General features: G+C 72.0%; 14 protein-coding genes and 1 tRNA gene. 12 read left to right on the top strand and 3 right to left on the bottom strand.

Translation table 11 applies throughout. From position 1 onward, the window contains the following. Positions 1-42: 42 nt before the first annotated feature. Positions 43-858, bottom strand: coding sequence for a glycerophosphodiester phosphodiesterase (locus ACIBTU_RS04170; RefSeq protein ID WP_399124337.1), 816 nt, complete (start codon positions 856-858; stop codon positions 43-45). Between the two features lie 261 nt (positions 859-1,119). Here ACIBTU_RS04170 and ACIBTU_RS04165 point away from each other — a divergent pair, with 261 nt between their 5' ends. The 4 genes from ACIBTU_RS04165 to ACIBTU_RS04150 all read left to right on the top strand — a co-directional run bounded on the left by ACIBTU_RS04165 (position 1,120) and on the right by ACIBTU_RS04150 (position 4,435). Beyond that, positions 1,120-2,544, top strand: coding sequence for a S1C family serine protease (locus ACIBTU_RS04165; protein ID WP_399124336.1), 1,425 nt, complete (start codon positions 1,120-1,122; stop codon positions 2,542-2,544). 180 nt (positions 2,545-2,724) lie between these two features. Continuing rightward, complete coding sequence (locus tag ACIBTU_RS04160; protein WP_399124335.1) at positions 2,725-3,342, top strand: RNA polymerase sigma factor; 618 nt, start codon at positions 2,725-2,727, stop codon at positions 3,340-3,342. Next, positions 3,335-4,312 carry a CU044_5270 family protein gene (locus tag ACIBTU_RS04155; RefSeq protein WP_399124334.1) on the top strand — a complete coding sequence of 326 codons (978 nt, stop codon included), beginning with the start codon at positions 3,335-3,337 and terminating at the stop codon, positions 4,310-4,312. The genes ACIBTU_RS04160 and ACIBTU_RS04155 overlap by 8 nt, the downstream gene beginning before the upstream one ends. A gap of 38 nt (positions 4,313-4,350) precedes the next feature. Continuing rightward, positions 4,351-4,435 (top strand) — tRNA-Ser (locus ACIBTU_RS04150). A gap of 57 nt (positions 4,436-4,492) precedes the next feature. Here ACIBTU_RS04150 and ACIBTU_RS04145 read toward each other — a convergent pair. Next, positions 4,493-4,972: a hypothetical protein gene (locus ACIBTU_RS04145; RefSeq protein WP_399124333.1), complete on the bottom strand. Its 480-nt coding sequence runs from the start codon at positions 4,970-4,972 to the stop codon at positions 4,493-4,495. Between the two features lie 27 nt (positions 4,973-4,999). Next, complete coding sequence (locus ACIBTU_RS04140; RefSeq protein WP_399124332.1) at positions 5,000-5,911, bottom strand: bifunctional DNA primase/polymerase; 912 nt, start codon at positions 5,909-5,911, stop codon at positions 5,000-5,002. 324 nt (positions 5,912-6,235) lie between these two features. Here ACIBTU_RS04140 and ACIBTU_RS04135 point away from each other — a divergent pair, with 324 nt between their 5' ends. The 8 genes from ACIBTU_RS04135 (at position 6,236) to ACIBTU_RS04100 (ending at position 14,236) form a co-directional block, all read left to right on the top strand. Beyond that, positions 6,236-6,547: a hypothetical protein gene (locus tag ACIBTU_RS04135; protein ID WP_188337882.1), complete on the top strand. Its 312-nt coding sequence runs from the start codon at positions 6,236-6,238 to the stop codon at positions 6,545-6,547. 197 nt (positions 6,548-6,744) lie between these two features. Beyond that, positions 6,745-7,935, top strand: a complete 1,191-nt coding sequence (locus ACIBTU_RS04130; protein WP_399124331.1) for an acyl-CoA dehydrogenase family protein — start codon at positions 6,745-6,747, stop codon at positions 7,933-7,935. A 5-nt stretch (positions 7,936-7,940) separates the two neighbouring features. Then, complete coding sequence (locus ACIBTU_RS04125) at positions 7,941-8,885, top strand: bifunctional MaoC family dehydratase N-terminal/OB-fold nucleic acid binding domain-containing protein (protein ID WP_399124330.1); 945 nt, start codon at positions 7,941-7,943, stop codon at positions 8,883-8,885. 1 nt (position 8,886) lies between these two features. Next, complete coding sequence (locus tag ACIBTU_RS04120) at positions 8,887-10,023, top strand: acyl-CoA dehydrogenase family protein (RefSeq protein ID WP_399124329.1); 1,137 nt, start codon at positions 8,887-8,889, stop codon at positions 10,021-10,023. Then, the gene (locus ACIBTU_RS04115; protein WP_399124328.1) at positions 10,020-10,448 is read left to right on the top strand and encodes a MaoC family dehydratase; all 429 of its coding nucleotides are present in this window, start codon (positions 10,020-10,022) and stop codon (positions 10,446-10,448) included. The genes ACIBTU_RS04120 and ACIBTU_RS04115 overlap by 4 nt, the downstream gene beginning before the upstream one ends. Further along, positions 10,445-11,611 (top strand): lipid-transfer protein, encoded by a 1,167-nt coding sequence (locus tag ACIBTU_RS04110; protein ID WP_399124327.1) that lies wholly within the window; start codon positions 10,445-10,447, stop codon positions 11,609-11,611. Before ACIBTU_RS04115 ends, ACIBTU_RS04110 begins: the two co-directional genes overlap by 4 nt. Positions 11,612-11,788: 177 nt before the next feature. Beyond that, positions 11,789-12,451, top strand: a complete 663-nt coding sequence (locus tag ACIBTU_RS04105) for a SigE family RNA polymerase sigma factor (protein ID WP_399124326.1) — start codon at positions 11,789-11,791, stop codon at positions 12,449-12,451. A gap of 132 nt (positions 12,452-12,583) precedes the next feature. After that, positions 12,584-14,236 (top strand): long-chain fatty acid--CoA ligase, encoded by a 1,653-nt coding sequence (locus ACIBTU_RS04100; protein ID WP_399124325.1) that lies wholly within the window; start codon positions 12,584-12,586, stop codon positions 14,234-14,236. Positions 14,237-14,261 lie beyond the last annotated feature (25 nt).

Here is a 14,261-nt window from a genome sequence, read left to right as displayed (position 1 = left end):
CGGAGCACTCCCCGTGACAGAAGGGTGTGAAAGTGGCCGGAATCAGCCCCTGCCGAGCCGGCGCAGCACCGCCGCCGGCCGGTTGGTGATGATCGCGTCGACGCCGAGCCGCACACAGAGGTCGACGTCCTCCGGCTCGTTCACCGTCCATACGTGGACGCGGTGCCCCGCGCGCATGAGCTTCTCCACGTAGGCGGGGTGGTTGCGCACGATCCGCATACCGGGGCCCGCGATGCCCACCCCCTTGGGCAGCCGCCCCTCCCTGTGGCGCGGCGACACGAACTGCATCAGGTAGACGGTCGGCAGCGTCGGCGACGCCTCCTGCACGCGCGCGAGGGAGCGCGCCGAGAAACTCATCACCCGTACGGGAGAGGGCTCGTCCGGCGCCGGTGCGTCCAGGCCGAAGCGCTTGAGGAGGTGCAGCAGCCGCTCCTCCACCTGGCCGGCCCAGCGCGTCGGGTGCTTCGTCTCGATCGCCAGCTCCACGGGCCGCCCGGCGTCGGCGACGAGCTCCAGCAGCCGCTCCAGGGTGAGCACCGAGGTGTCCGCCGAGGGCGCCGACGAGCTGCTCGCCCAGTCGGGCCCCTCCTCGGGGTCCTTCCAGGAGCCGAAGTCGAGCGCGGCGAGATCCGCGAGCTCCAGGGCCGAGACCGCCCCGCGGCCGTTCGACGTACGGTTGACGCGGCGGTCGTGCACGCAGACGAGGTGGCCGTCCGCCGTGAGCCGCACATCGCATTCGAGGGCGTCGGCGCCGTCCTCGATCGCCTTCTTGTAGGCGGCCAGCGTGTGCTCGGGGGCGTCCTCCGAGGCGCCGCGATGGGCGACGACCTGGATGCGTTGCTGTGGTGCGTGGGTCACCGCGTCATGGTGCCACCGCGCGCGGAGCGACCGGGAAGAACCGGCCCAGCGGATGCGTCCGTTTCGCCGCACATAAAGGATGGCTACAGACGCACAGGCTCGGCTTATGGTGCCCTGACGTCCCGTGGGAAAAGCTGACCGCGTACAACAGCACGACCGGGTCGTGACAGGACCATGCCGGACCGGCGTCACCCGTGACGGTCCCGGACCGTCGCAGGCCATGCCCATGGACCGAACAGCCGTGGATCGAGGAGAGAAGCTGTGAGCACCGAGAACGAGGGCACCGAGCACCCCCCGGCCCCGTCCGCACCCCCCGTGCCGGTGGACACTCCCGCTGCTCCCGCGCCGGCGGCGCAGCACGGCCCCGCCGGTGACCCCGGAGCGCAGCCGCCCCACCCGGCGGGACCCGCCCCCGCGGGCGACTGGCCGCCCCCGCCGCCGGCCGTCCCCGCGTACGCCTCGGGCGGCGCGGGCCACGCCCCCGGTGACGGCGGCGGCTCCTGGGGCTCGGGCGGCGGGCAGAACCACTGGGGCGCCGGGTACCAGCCGCCGCAGCCCAAGCCGGGCGGTCGGCGCGGGCTGCTCGCCGGGGTCGTCGCCGCGGCGCTGATCGCGGGCGCGGTCGGCGGCGGCATCGGCTACTGGGCCGCGGAGCGCGGCGACGACGGGGGCACCGGCTCCACCACCGTCTCCGCGTCCAACCCGGCCGACCTCAAGCGCGACCCCGGCACGGTCGCGGCCATCGCCGCCAAGGCGCTGCCCAGCACGGTCACCATCGAGGCCGAGGGCAACAGCGGCGAGGGCGGCACCGGCACCGGCTTCGTGTACGACAAGGAAGGCCACATCCTCACCAACAACCACGTGGTGGCGGAGGCCGTCGACGGCGGCAAGCTCTCGGCGACGTTCTCGAACGGCAAGAAGTACGACGCCGAGGTCATCGGCCACGCGCAGGGCTACGACGTCGCGGTCATCAAGCTCAAGAACGCGCCGAACGACCTGCAGCCCCTCACGCTGGGCAACTCGGACAAGGTCGCGGTCGGCGACTCCACCATCGCGATTGGCGCGCCCTTCGGCCTGTCGAACACGGTGACCACGGGCATCGTCTCCGCGAAGGACCGCCCGGTCGCCTCCAGCGACGGCTCGGGCAACAGCAAGGCGTCCTACATGAGCGCCCTGCAGACCGACGCCTCGATCAACCCGGGCAACTCCGGCGGCCCGCTCCTCGACGGCAACGGGCACGTGATCGGCATCAACTCGGCCATCCAGTCCGCCCCCAGCGGCGGCCTCGGCGGCTCGGGCCAGTCCGGCTCGATCGGCCTCGGCTTCGCCATTCCGATCAACCAGGCCAAGATGGTCGCCGAGCAGCTCATCAAGACCGGCCAGCCGCTCTACCCGGTGATCGGCGCGTCCGTCTCCCTGGAGGAGGGCACGGGCGGCGCGAAGATCACCGAGCAGGGCGCGAGCGGCGCCGCGGCCGTCACGCCGAACGGCCCGGCGGCCAAGGCGGGCCTCAAGCCCGGCGACGTGATCACGAAGCTCGACGACACCGTGATCGACTCCGGCCCGACCCTGATCGGCCAGATCTGGACCCACAAGCCCGGCGACACGGTGAAGCTCACGTACACGCGCGACGGCAAGGACCACACGGTCGACGTGACCCTGGGCGAGCGCAAGGGCGACAGCTGACGGCCCGAGGACCGGACCTGACGCCGGAGGGGCTGCCGATCGACCGGCAGCCCCTCCGGCGTTTTCCCGTCCGTCTCCCCGTCCGATTTCCCGTCCGAGGGAACTCGTCACGGCCGAGCGGCGAAGGAGAGGTGAAAGCCCAATCCTTCGAAGCACGTTCCTTGGACGAGAGGAGCCCCGATGACCGGCGAGCCAGGCGTTCGCACGGGAGTGGAGAGCGATGCCTCGGTGATCTCGCGGTCCCGGGACGAACCCGAGGCGTTCGCCGTCCTCTTCGACCGGTACGCGGACGCGGTCCATCGCTATCTGGCCCGCAGACTCGGCGGCGAGCCGGCCGACGACCTCATGGCGGAGACGTTCACGACCGCGTTCCAGCAGCGGCACCGGTACGACCCGGCGCGGGCCGCGGGCGAGGGCGCCCGGCCCTGGCTGTTCGGCATCGCGACCAACCTGGTCGGACGGCACCGGCGGGCCGAGGCCCGGCGCTTCAGGGCGCTGGCGCGTGTCCCGGCCCCCGCCGACCACGAGGAGCCGCTGGCCGAGCGGGCCGCGGCCCGGGTGGGTGCGCAGGCCGTACGCCGCGAACTGGCGGCGGCGCTGGCCGCGCTGCCCGCACGGCACCGGGACGTGGTGCTCCTGGTGGCGTGGGGCGGTCTCGGCTACGAGGAGGTGGCCCAGGCCCTCGACGTTCCCGTCGGCACGGTCAGATCACGGCTGCACCGGGCCCGCGGCAAGCTGCGCGAAGCATTGGGCGGTTCCGATCCGACGACCCTGCGAGAGGTGTCCGGCCATGAGTGACGAACTCGAACTCCTGCGGGACTGGGACGCGGACGCGGCCCCGCTCACCGAGGCGGCCCGCGCGCGGGCCCGCCACCGCCTGCTCAACACGATGGCGCGTGCCGAGCGGCACTCCGAGGCCGCGCCCAGCCGCCGTCACGCCCTCCGTCTCGCGACCGCCGCCGTGGCCGCCGCGGCGGTGACGGGCACGGCCGTACTGATCGCCGGGGACGGCGACGGCGGGGCCGACCGTGCCGGCCCCTCACCCTCGGCCACGGAGACTCCGCGGATGGCCGAGGTCGGCGCCGTGACCGTGCTGCACGGGGCGGCGGCCCGGCTGGGCAGGGCCGAGACACCCGTGGCACCGCGCGACGACCAGTACATCTACTCGAAGCGGATCATCAGGGAGACGGAGCGGGGGACCGGCAAGGTCAGGACCTACGTGGACACGAACTGGGACTCGGTGGACGGCTCCAGGCGCTCCCTGACCATGGAACTCGGCCATGTGATCTGGGAAGAGCCTATGAAGAAGGGCGAGGGCGTGTGGCCGCCCAGGCAGTGGAGCAAGCTGAAGAAGCTCCCCACCGACCCCGGGAAGCTCGCCTCGGCCGTCATCGGCATCGGCAGGCCCGGCAAGCCGACGAGCGAGTTCACCAAGGACGACTGGTACATGGCCTACTTCCTGCTCGGCGAGCTCCTGAAATGGCCGCTGTTGCCCGACGGCCTGCGCCCGGCCGCGTACAAGGCGCTGGCCCTGGTGCCCGGGGTCAGGGCGGTCGACGGGGTGACCGACTCCGCCGGGCGCACCGGCGTGGGGATCGCCTCCAGCGACCCGCACGCGAAGGGCCGCTACCTCATCTTCGACCCGAAGACCTACGCGTTCCTGGGCTTCCGCGACGAGCGGATCTCGGCGTCCGGCGACAAGAAGTACGTCCAGGTGTCGCATGTGGTCGACTGGGCGATCGTCGACCGGTTGAGGCAGCGCCCCTAGCCGGTAGGCTGTAGCCGCTCCGCCGCAGGCGGGGCGCGGGTGGGTTGCCCGAGCGGCCTAAGGGAACGGTCTTGAAAACCGTCGTGGCGCGAGTCACCGTGGGTTCAAATCCCACACCCACCGCAGCCGGCCGACGGCCCCTGACCAGCATCATCGGTCAGGGGCCGTCGGTCGTTCGGCTCACCTGGCGGAGGAGCCGCTCGATATCGTGAGGTCCGATCGAGCCGCCTCGTGCAGCATGTTGAGGGCCTCCACCAGGGGGATCGGGCGGAGTGCGGCCGTCCCGTTCGAGGAGACCCGGGTGGTGCCCAGCAGCTCCCAGGTCCGCTGGTTGACCGCGTGGGCGGCGGTGGCCGCCTTCTCGTTGCTCAGCAGGACGAAGGTCTCGAAGAGGACGGACCTCCTGTTCTCGCTCTCCTCCATGGCGGCCAGCGCCTCGGACGCGTCGGCTCCCTCGTCGCGCGCCCGCCCCGCGTCCATCGCGGCCCGCTGGATCTGCTTGATGCAGGTCACGTAGTCGATGTACGTGTCGAGCTTCCGCTCGTCCCAGCGGGTGGCCATCTCCCTCTGGAACTTGGCCCGTTCGGCGACGGTGGTGGCTACGTAGGACGTCAGGGCGCCGATGAGGACGCCGACCAGGGTGAAGATCTGGGTGGCCATGATCGACAACGTACCTGCGTGCCGCTTTCAGCGGGACGCGGTCAGGCGGGCCGCCGACGTGAGGGTCGAGCGCGTCTCGCGTTCGGTGAGGCCCGTGCGCATCGCGGCGTCGGCGAGGATCTCCAGGACGTCGTCGCCGAGGCCGTTCTCGTAGGCGCGGCAGGCCGCCCAGAAGAGGCGTGTGTTGCGCTGGCCCTCATGGGCGCTGAGCACGAACTGGACCAGCCCGTGGCCGTGTTGGCCGGAGTGCGGGACGGCGGCTCGGCCGGGGTGCTGCGGCCGGGGCGGGGGTGTGAGCAGCCGGAGCAGCGCGGGCGGGCACGCGGCGGGGCTGAGGTGTCCGGTGCCCGGGACCGCGCTGTACACGCCGTGTTCGGTGCGGGAGCCGGGTCCCACGAGGTATCCGCCGGCGCCGCGGATGTCGATGCCGGGGGCGAGGCGCCCTGCGGAGTTGGGCACCACGACGTCCGGCGGGCCGGTCAGCCACAGGTGCCGGCCGCCGCTGGGGGTGGCCACGACCACGGTGTCGGGGATGGTGAACAGATGCCGTAAGGCCAGCTCACGCAGCGAAGCGGAGGAATCCGTACCGGACTTGGTGTCCAGGTCGACGCCGATCAGGTGGTACGGCGGCAGGCCGCAGGCGATGCCGTATCCGGTGGCCCGGGGCGCGGCGGCGAACAGGGCGCGGATGCGGCGCGGATCGGTCGTCGCGTCGTACACCCCGTGCCCGGGGAGCCCGCACTCGCCGTGGCAGCGCGGGGCGGACGGCGGGTCGCCGCGGTGCGGTGAGGGCAGGGCGGGGAGCTTCGTGCGGGAGAGCGGGATGACCGCGAGCCCGCGCTCGGCGGCGGAGAGGGCGTGCGCGAGGGCCAGGGTCGCGAGGGAGGCGCGCGGCACGGCGGAGGTGGGGCGTGCCGGGTGTCGGTCGGTGGTGGCCATGACTCCATGTTCGTACATCCGTTCGAAAGAGGGAAGTGGGTTGGGCCGTCCGGGGTGGCTATTTACCAAAAATGTGCCGAAACGCTTCATCGTCTGGGACGACTGGGTGTTGATCGTCCCGGAGTGGGGTGTTCGCAGCTGAGCTGGGCTTTTGTGGGCGTGAGGGAGGTTTATCGACTTGTCCTCACGCTTGCGAGCGAATGAGGCCGTCCGGGGTGGTTCCGGGCGGATCCGCTGGGCAACTCTGGTCTCGCGACGTCGTGAACATCGCCGGGGCGGTCGGCCAACTTCCCCGGAGCAACCCGTACTTCTGGAGGAAAACACATGGCTTCCATCCGTACCGCCCGCGTCCTCGCCGCCGTCGCCGCCCTGCCTCTGGCCGCCGCCCTCTTCTCCGGGGTGGCGATGGCCGACAACGGCGCGATCGCGGACGACGGATCGAATGCGGGCGTCGCGTCGATCATCGGCAGCGGCGTGGGTCACGACAACTTCGGGAACTCCAGCACCACGCAGCAGCAGGCGGTCGGCGACGGCGCCTCGAACCAGAACAACAACGCGCAGGTGAACGGGTCGGCATTCACCGCGATCCACCAGTCCAACGAGAACATCGCGGTCCACTTCACCGAGCTCTGGTGACCTCCCGGCTCCTGCGCGACAGGGGCTCTGCGTGGGGTGCGTGACAGCTGCGCGGCGGCGCCATCGGCACCGCCGCGCAGGCGTTTTCCGGGACTCCGTGAGTGAACTCGGAGGGGCCGCTGATCTCTTGACACCCGGCAGTATCTGACGGACAGTCAGAAACCCTTGTTCGTACGAGGTCCGGGAGGGCCGCCGCCGTGCACCTCGCCCCCACCGATCGCCAGCGAGAGCTGCGCGCCCAACTGCGCGAACACTTCCGTACGGTGATGCCGGACGGCCCGCCCGCGGCCGACGACATCCCAGGTCAGCGCCGGGTTCTGCGGCGCCTCGGGGCCGAGGGGCTGCTCGGGCTCGGCTGGCCCGTCGAGTACGGCGGGCAGGGGCGCGGGCCCGACGAGCAGTTCGTGTTCTTCGACGAGGCGTACCGGGCGGGCGCTCCCGTCTCGATGGTGACGCTGAACACCGTCGGCCCGACCCTCATGAAGTACGGCACCGAGGAGCAGAAGGCCTTCTTCCTGCCCCGCATCCTCAGTGGTGAGCTGGTCTTCGCGATCGGCTACAGCGAGCCGTCGGCGGGCACCGACCTCGCCTCGCTGCGGACCCGGGCGGTGCGCGAGGAGGAGAGCGGGGACTGGCTGATCGACGGCCAGAAGGTCTTCACGTCGAACGCGCAGAACGCCGACTGGGTCTGGCTCGCCTGCCGCACCGACCCCGAGGCCCCCAAGCACCAGGGCATCTCGATCGTCCTCGTCCCGACCGACGCGCCCGGGTTCTCGTGGACGCCGATCGAGACGGTGGGCGGCCTGACCACGACGGCCACCTACTACGACGGGATCCGGGTGCCGGGGTCGAACCTGGTCGGGCCGGAGAACGGCGGCTGGGGTCTGATCACGAACCAGCTGAACCACGAGCGGGTCGCGCTCGCCGCGATCGGCATGCAGGCCGAGGACTTCTACGAGCGGGTCGTCGAGGCCGCCCGTACACCCGATCCGGTGACGGGCGAGCGCCGGATTGACGCGTCCTGGGTCCGTTCCGGACTGGCCGAGGCGCATGCACGGCTGGCGGCTACGCGCCTGCTCAACTGGCGTTTGGTGGGTGATGTGGGGGCGGGCCGGCTGGCCCCCGGGGACGCCAGCGGCGTGAAGTTCGCGGGAACCGAATCGGCGGTCGAGGTGTATCGAATATGTCAGCAGATCGCGGGCGAGGCCGGGTGGGTGCGGGCCGGATCGCCCGGGGCGTTCGGGGCGGGTGATCCCGCGGTGGGGGACGGGGAGTTGGAGCGGATGAACCGGGCGGCGCAGATCAACACGTTCGGCGGCGGAGTGAGCGAGGTCCAGCGGGAGATCGTGGCCGCGATGCGGCTCGGGATGAAGCGGGGGAAGCGGTGACGGCCATGGTGCGAGAAGGGGGCAGGGAGCTCACCGAGGAGGAGCTGAAGCCGTTCGAGGGGCGGCCGGCGGCGACCGCGGCCGAGGGCAAGGACCCGGTCAACGAGCCGATGATCCGGCACTGGTGCGAGGCGATGGGGGACACGAACCCGGCGTACGCGGGGCCCGACGCGATCGCGCCGCCGACGATGCTGCAGGCCTGGACGATGGGTGGGCTCTCCGGGTTCGAGGGGCGCTCTCCGGCCCACGACGAGCTGTTCGCGCTGCTGGACGGCGCGGGGTACACGTCGGTGGTCGCGACCGACTGCGAGCAGGAGTATCTGCGTCCGCTGCGGCCCGGCGACGCCATCACCTACGACTCGCTGATCGAGTCCGTCTCCCCGCTGAAGACGACGAAGCTGGGCTCGGGGCACTTCGTCACGACACGGATGGACGTCCGGGTGGGCGGCGAGCTGGTGGGCACGCACCGCTTCCGCATCCTGAAGTACACGCCTGCGGCGAGGGAGAGCGCGGGGGCTGCGAAGGCGGGCGGGGCCGTGAAGAAGCTGCGCCCGCGCCCGGTGGTGAACAGGGACAACGCGGGCTTCTGGGAGGGCGTCGGCGACCATCGCCTCCTCATCCAGCGCTGCCGGACCTGCGAGACGCTCCGCTTCCCCTGGCTGCCGGGGTGCAACGCCTGCGGCGGGCAGGAGTGGGACACGGTGGAGGCGTCCGGCGCGGGCACGGTCTTCAGCTATGTCGTCATGCACCACCCGCCGTTCCCCGCCTTCGACCCGCCGTACGCGGTGGCCCTGGTCGAGCTCGCGGAGGGCGTGCGCATCGTGAGCAACGTGGTGGGCGTGCCGTACGACAAGGTGCGGATCGGCATGCCGGTCCGGCTGGAATTCCTGGCTGTGGACGAGGAGTTGGAGCTGCCCGTGTTCCGGGCCGTCGAGGCGGGTGAGGTGTGACATGGACTTCACCCCGACGGACGAGCAGGAGGCGGCGCGGGAGCTGGCCGCTCGGATCTTCGCCGACCTGTCCACCCCGGAGCGGCTCGCCGGCCTGGGGGGCGGCAGCGACGCCGAGTTGTGGAAGGCGCTGAGCGGCGCGGGCCTGACCGCTGCCGTGGAGGAGACCGGGCTGCTCGGCCTGGTCCTGATGCTGGAGGAGCAGGGGAGGGCGACGGCGCAGGTGCCGTTCGCGGCGAGCGGTGTGTACGGGCTGCTCGCGGTGGCCGGGCACGGTACGCGGGAGCAGCGGGAGCGGCTGCTGCCGGGGTTGCGTGACGGCGCGACCGTGGCGACCGGGGCGTTCCCGGCGCGGGGTGGCATCGTGATCACCGGGCGGGAAGACGCGGGCGCCGGGGGTGTACGGGCACGGCTGACCGGGACGGTGCCCTGGGTGCCGTGGCTGGGGGATGCGACGCATGTGCTGGTGGCGGTCCGGGAGGACGGCCCGGCCCGAGCCGCACATGGGGAAGCCGGAGAAAGTATCCACAGCCTGTGGATGGTTTCGGCGGGCGGCGCCGGGTGTGAGCCGGTGGAGCTGACGGCGCCCTGGGCCGCGGGCCGGCTGGTGCTCGACGGGACGGTCGCGGAGCGGATCGGCGGACCCGAGGCGTACGGGGAGGTGCTGGCGACGGCGCGGACCGCGTTCGCGGGGCTACAGGCCGGCGTGTGCGCGGGCTCCCTGGCCCGGGCGGTGGAGTACACGAACGAGCGGGAGCAGTTCGGCCGGCCGCTCGCCGCCAAGCAGGGAGTCCAACTCCGGGCGGCGGAAGCCCATATGGACATCGAGGCGATCCGGGTCACGGCCTACGAGTCGGCCTGGCGGCGGGACAAGGGCCTCGCGTACGAGAGCCACGCGCTGACCGCGGCCTGGTGGGCGTCCGAGGCGGGCAAGCGGGTGGTGCACACGGGTCAGCACCTGCACGGCGGCATGGGCGCCGACCTGGACCACCCGGTGCACCGGCACTTCCTGTGGGGGCGGCAGATCGACGGATATCTGGGGGCCGGCGGTGAACTGCTGGAGGAGCTGGGCGAGTTGATTGCGAGCGGGCAAGGGGCGGGGACGCAGACGGGGACCACGGAAGGGAGCACGTCATGAAGGCAGGTGAGGCGCTGCCGCCGCTGGAGATTCCGGTGACCAGGACCCTGATCGTCGCCGGGGCCGTCGCGTCCCGGGACTACCAGGACGTCCACCACGACGCGGAGCGGGCCCGGCAGAAGGGCTCCCCCGACATCTTCATGAACATCCTGACGACGAACGGACTGGTGGGGCGGTACATCACGGATCACTTCGGTCCCGCCGCCGTCCTGCGCAAGGTCGCGATCCGGCTGGGCGCGCCGAACTATCCGGGGGACACGATGGTGCTGACCGGCACGGTGCTCGACGTGGAGGCCGGTGACGAGGGGGAGACGGCCCGGGTCCAGGTCGTGGGGAAGAACGGGATCGGCAGTCATGTCACCGGCACCGTGACGGTCACCGTGCCGTCTTCGGACCGGGACCGGGCCGTGGGGAGGCCGGCATGAGCGTGCGCGCGAAGGACCGCCTCGGCGGCAGGGCGGCGATCGCCGGCATCGGCGCGACCGAGTTCTCCAAGGACTCGGGGCGCAGTGAGCTGAAGCTCGCGGTGGAGGCCGTGCACGCGGCGCTCGACGACGCGGGCCTCTCCCCCGCCGACGTCGACGGGCTGGTCACGTTCACGATGGACACGAGCCCGGAGATCACGGTCGCGCAGGCGGCGGGGATGGGAGAGCTCTCCTTCTTCTCCCGGGTGCACTACGGGGGCGGCGCGGCCTGCGGCACGGTGCAGCAGGCGGCCCTCGCGGTGGCGAGCGGGGTGGCCGAGGTGGTCGTCTGCTACCGGGCGTTCAACGAGCGGTCGGGCCGCCGCTTCGGTTCGGGTGTGCAGCACCGGGAGCCGTCGGCGGAGGGCGCGGCGCTCGGCTGGTCCCTGCCCTTCGGGCTGCTCACGCCGGCCTCCTGGGTGGCGATGGCGGCGCAGCGGTACCTGCACGAGTACGGCCTGACCCCGGAGGCGTTCGGCCACGTCGCCGTGGTGGACCGCAAGTACGCGGCGACGAACCCGGCGGCCTACTTCTACGGCAAGCCGATCACCCTCGACGACCACGCCGCCTCGCGCTGGATCGTCGATCCGCTGCGGCTGCTCGACTGCTGCCAGGAGACGGACGGCGGACAGGCGATCGTCGTCACGAGCGTGGAGCGGGCCCGGGACCTGCGCCGCGCGCCGGTCGTGATCGAGGCCGCGGCCCAGGGCGCCGGCCGGGCCCAGGAGCAGATGACCAGCTTCTACCGGGACGGTCTGACGGGGCTGCCGGAGATGAGTGTGGTGGCCCGGCAGCTGTGGCGGACCTCGGGGCTGCGACCCTCGGACATCGACGTGGGGATCCTGTACGACCACTTCACGCCGTTCGTGCTGATGCAGCTGGAGGAGTTCGGATTCTGCGGGCCGGGTGAGGCGGCGGACTTCGTCGCGGAGGAGCGCCTGCCGCTGAACACCCACGGGGGCCAGCTGGGCGAGGCCTATCTGCACGGGATGAACGGGATCGCGGAGGGCGTGCGGCAGCTGCGGGGCACGGCGGTGAACCAGATACCGGGTGCGGCGACGGCTCTGGTCACGGCCGGCACGGGGGTGCCGACCTCGGGACTGGTCCTCGGCCGGGACGGGTGAGGGGGCGCGGGCGGGCCTTCGGAGGGGGAGGCTCTCAGGGATGAACCCCCAAGGGACCTCACCGCGTCCTCCACCTTCAGGAGGTGGGGCTACCACCCCGCGTACAACCTGAGGCGGACGCCGCTTCGGGACCTCCGGCCGATCCGCGGGGACAGGGTGCGCTCATAGCGTGGAGCCATGACCGCAACCCTGGCGCCCGCCCGCAGCAGCGCAGCGCAGCCCGCACCGCGTACCCCCGCCGGGACGCGCACTCCGGCGGGGACCTGTACCCCGGCGGGGACGCGCACCGCGGCGGGGACGCGTACCCCGGCCGGGGCGCGTGCGGCGCACGGTGCGCACACGACGTACCCGTCGTTCGCGTCGTACGTCAGGGCGCGCCAGCCGGTGCTCCTGCGCACGGCACGGTCGCTCACGGCGAACCCGTGCGATGCCGAGGACCTGTTGCAGACCGCGCTCGCGAAGACGTACGTGGCGTGGGACCGGATCGAGGACCACCGGGCGCTCGACGGGTATGTGCGCCGGGCCCTGCTGAACACGCGGACCTCCCAATGGCGTAAGCGCAAGGTGGACGAGTTCGTCTGCGACGAGTTGCCGGAGCCGCCGGTGCTTCCCGCCGGGGACCCGGCGGAGCAGCAGGCCCTGCACGACGCGATGTGGCGGGCGATCATGAAGCTGCCGACGCGCCAGCGGGCGATGGTCGTCCTGCGGTACTACGAGGATCTGAGCGAGGCGCAGACCGCCGAGGTGCTCGGGGTCTCCGTCGGGACGGTCAAGAGCGCGGTCTCGCGGGCGCTGGGCAAGCTGCGGGAGGACCCGGAGCTGGGTCCGGTGCGGGCCTGATCTGGGGTTCAGGACGCCGATCGGGTGAGCGCCCAGGTGATCGATCATTCCCGGGACTAGTGACATACCACGCGGTATGCGGTGAGAATCGGCAGAACTCTACTGCTCCGTAGCGCCCACCGGGAGGACGCCGTGCTGAGCACGATGCAGGACGTACCGCTGACCGTGACCCGCATCCTGAACCACGGGATACGCGTGCACGGCACCTCGCAGATCATCACGTGGACGGGCGAGGGCGAGCCGCACCGCCGTTCGTTCGCCGAGGCGGGTGCCCGCGCGGCCCAGCTCGCGCACGCACTCCACGACGACCTCGGTGTCCGGGGCGACGACCGCGTGGCGACGCTGATGTGGAACAACGCGGAGCACGTCGAGGCCTACTTCGCCGCCCCCGCGATGGGTGCGGTGCTGCACACGCTGAACCTGCGGCTCCCGGCGGAACAGCTGAACTGGATCGTGAACCACGCGGCCGACCGCGTGATCATCGTGAACGGGTCGCTGCTGCCGCTGCTCGCACCGTTGCTGCCCGGAATGGCGACGGTCGAGCACGTCGTGGTCTCCGGGCCCGGCGACCGTTCGCTCCTCGAGGGCGCGCGGGCGCGGGTGCACGAGTACGAGGAGCTGGTCGCCGGGAAGCCGACCACGTACGACTGGCCGGAGCTGGACGAGCGGCAGGCCGCCGCGATGTGTTACACCTCCGGCACCACGGGCGACCCGAAGGGCGTCGTCTACTCGCACCGTTCGATCTACCTGCACTCGATGCAGGTGAACATGACGCAGTCGATGGGCCTGACCGACGCGGACACCTCGCTCGTCGTCGTCCCGCAGTTCCACGTCAACGCCTGGGGCCTGCCGCACGCCACGTTCATGACCGGCGTGAACATGCTGATGCCGGACCGCTTCCTGCAGCCCGCGCCGCTGGCCGAGATGATCGAGTCCCAGCGCCCCACGCACGCCGCCGCCGTCCCCACCATCTGGCAGGGCCTGCTCGCCGAACTCACCGCCAAGCCGCGTGACGTGTCGACGCTGACCCAGGTCACCATCGGCGGCTCGGCCTGCCCGCCCTCCCTCATGAAGGCCTTCGACGAGCTCGGCATGCGGGTCTGCCACGCCTGGGGCATGACCGAGACCTCCCCGCTCGGCACCGTCGCCCGCCCGCCGGCCGGCGTCGAGCCGGGCAGCGACGAGGAGTTCGCGTACCGGCTCACCCAGGGCCGCTTCCCCGCCGGAGTCGAGGCGCGGCTGACCGGCCCGGGCGGCGAGCAGCTGCCCTGGGACGGCGAGTCCGCGGGCGAGCTGGAGGTGCGAGGGCCGTGGATCGCGGGCGCGTACTACAACGGCCCGGACGCCGAACCGCTGCGCCCCGCCGACAAGTTCAGCGAGGACGGCTGGCTCAAGACCGGTGACGTGGGCACCATCAGCGCCGAGGGCTTCCTGACCCTCACCGACCGCGCCAAGGACGTCATCAAGTCCGGCGGCGAGTGGATCTCCAGCGTCGACCTCGAGAACGCGCTGATGTCGCACCCGGACGTCGCCGAGGCCGCCGTCGTCGCCGTCCCGGACGACAAGTGGGGCGAGCGCCCGCTGGCCACCGTCGTGCTGAAGGAGGGGGCGAGCGCGGACTTCGAGACGCTGCGCGCGTTCCTCGCCGAGAAGGTCGCGAAGTGGCAGCTGCCCGAGCGCTGGACGATCGTCCCCGCCGTCCCGAAGACCAGCGTCGGCAAGTTCGACAAGAAGGTGCTGCGCCGGCAGTACGCCGACGGCGACCTGGACGTCACGCAGATCTGACGACCGGACCCGCGCACTGTTTCAC

Source organism: Streptomyces sp. NPDC050145 (assembly GCF_044460245.1).
Lineage (GTDB): Bacteria > Actinomycetota > Actinomycetes > Streptomycetales > Streptomycetaceae > Streptomyces.
The sequence above is the reverse complement of the archived record's forward strand: the minus strand, read 5'-3'. Positions and strand labels throughout refer to the sequence as shown.

What these genes read in the sequence shown, in the direction of transcription:
- ACIBTU_RS04160 (WP_399124335.1), top strand. Translation starts at nt 2,725, where the DNA reads ATGACCGGCGAGCCAGGCGTTCGCACGGGAGTGGAGAGCGATGCCTCG.
- ACIBTU_RS04155 (WP_399124334.1), top strand. Translation starts at nt 3,335, where the DNA reads ATGAGTGACGAACTCGAACTCCTGCGGGACTGGGACGCGGACGCGGCC.
- ACIBTU_RS04145 (WP_399124333.1), bottom strand. Translation starts at nt 4,972, where the DNA reads ATGGCCACCCAGATCTTCACCCTGGTCGGCGTCCTCATCGGCGCCCTG.
- ACIBTU_RS04140 (WP_399124332.1), bottom strand. Translation starts at nt 5,911, where the DNA reads ATGGCCACCACCGACCGACACCCGGCACGCCCCACCTCCGCCGTGCCG.
- ACIBTU_RS04135 (WP_188337882.1), top strand. Translation starts at nt 6,236, where the DNA reads ATGGCTTCCATCCGTACCGCCCGCGTCCTCGCCGCCGTCGCCGCCCTG.
- ACIBTU_RS04125 (WP_399124330.1), top strand. Translation starts at nt 7,941, where the DNA reads ATGGTGCGAGAAGGGGGCAGGGAGCTCACCGAGGAGGAGCTGAAGCCG.
- ACIBTU_RS04120 (WP_399124329.1), top strand. Translation starts at nt 8,887, where the DNA reads ATGGACTTCACCCCGACGGACGAGCAGGAGGCGGCGCGGGAGCTGGCC.
- ACIBTU_RS04115 (WP_399124328.1), top strand. Translation starts at nt 10,020, where the DNA reads ATGAAGGCAGGTGAGGCGCTGCCGCCGCTGGAGATTCCGGTGACCAGG.
- ACIBTU_RS04110 (WP_399124327.1), top strand. Translation starts at nt 10,445, where the DNA reads ATGAGCGTGCGCGCGAAGGACCGCCTCGGCGGCAGGGCGGCGATCGCC.
- ACIBTU_RS04105 (WP_399124326.1), top strand. Translation starts at nt 11,789, where the DNA reads ATGACCGCAACCCTGGCGCCCGCCCGCAGCAGCGCAGCGCAGCCCGCA.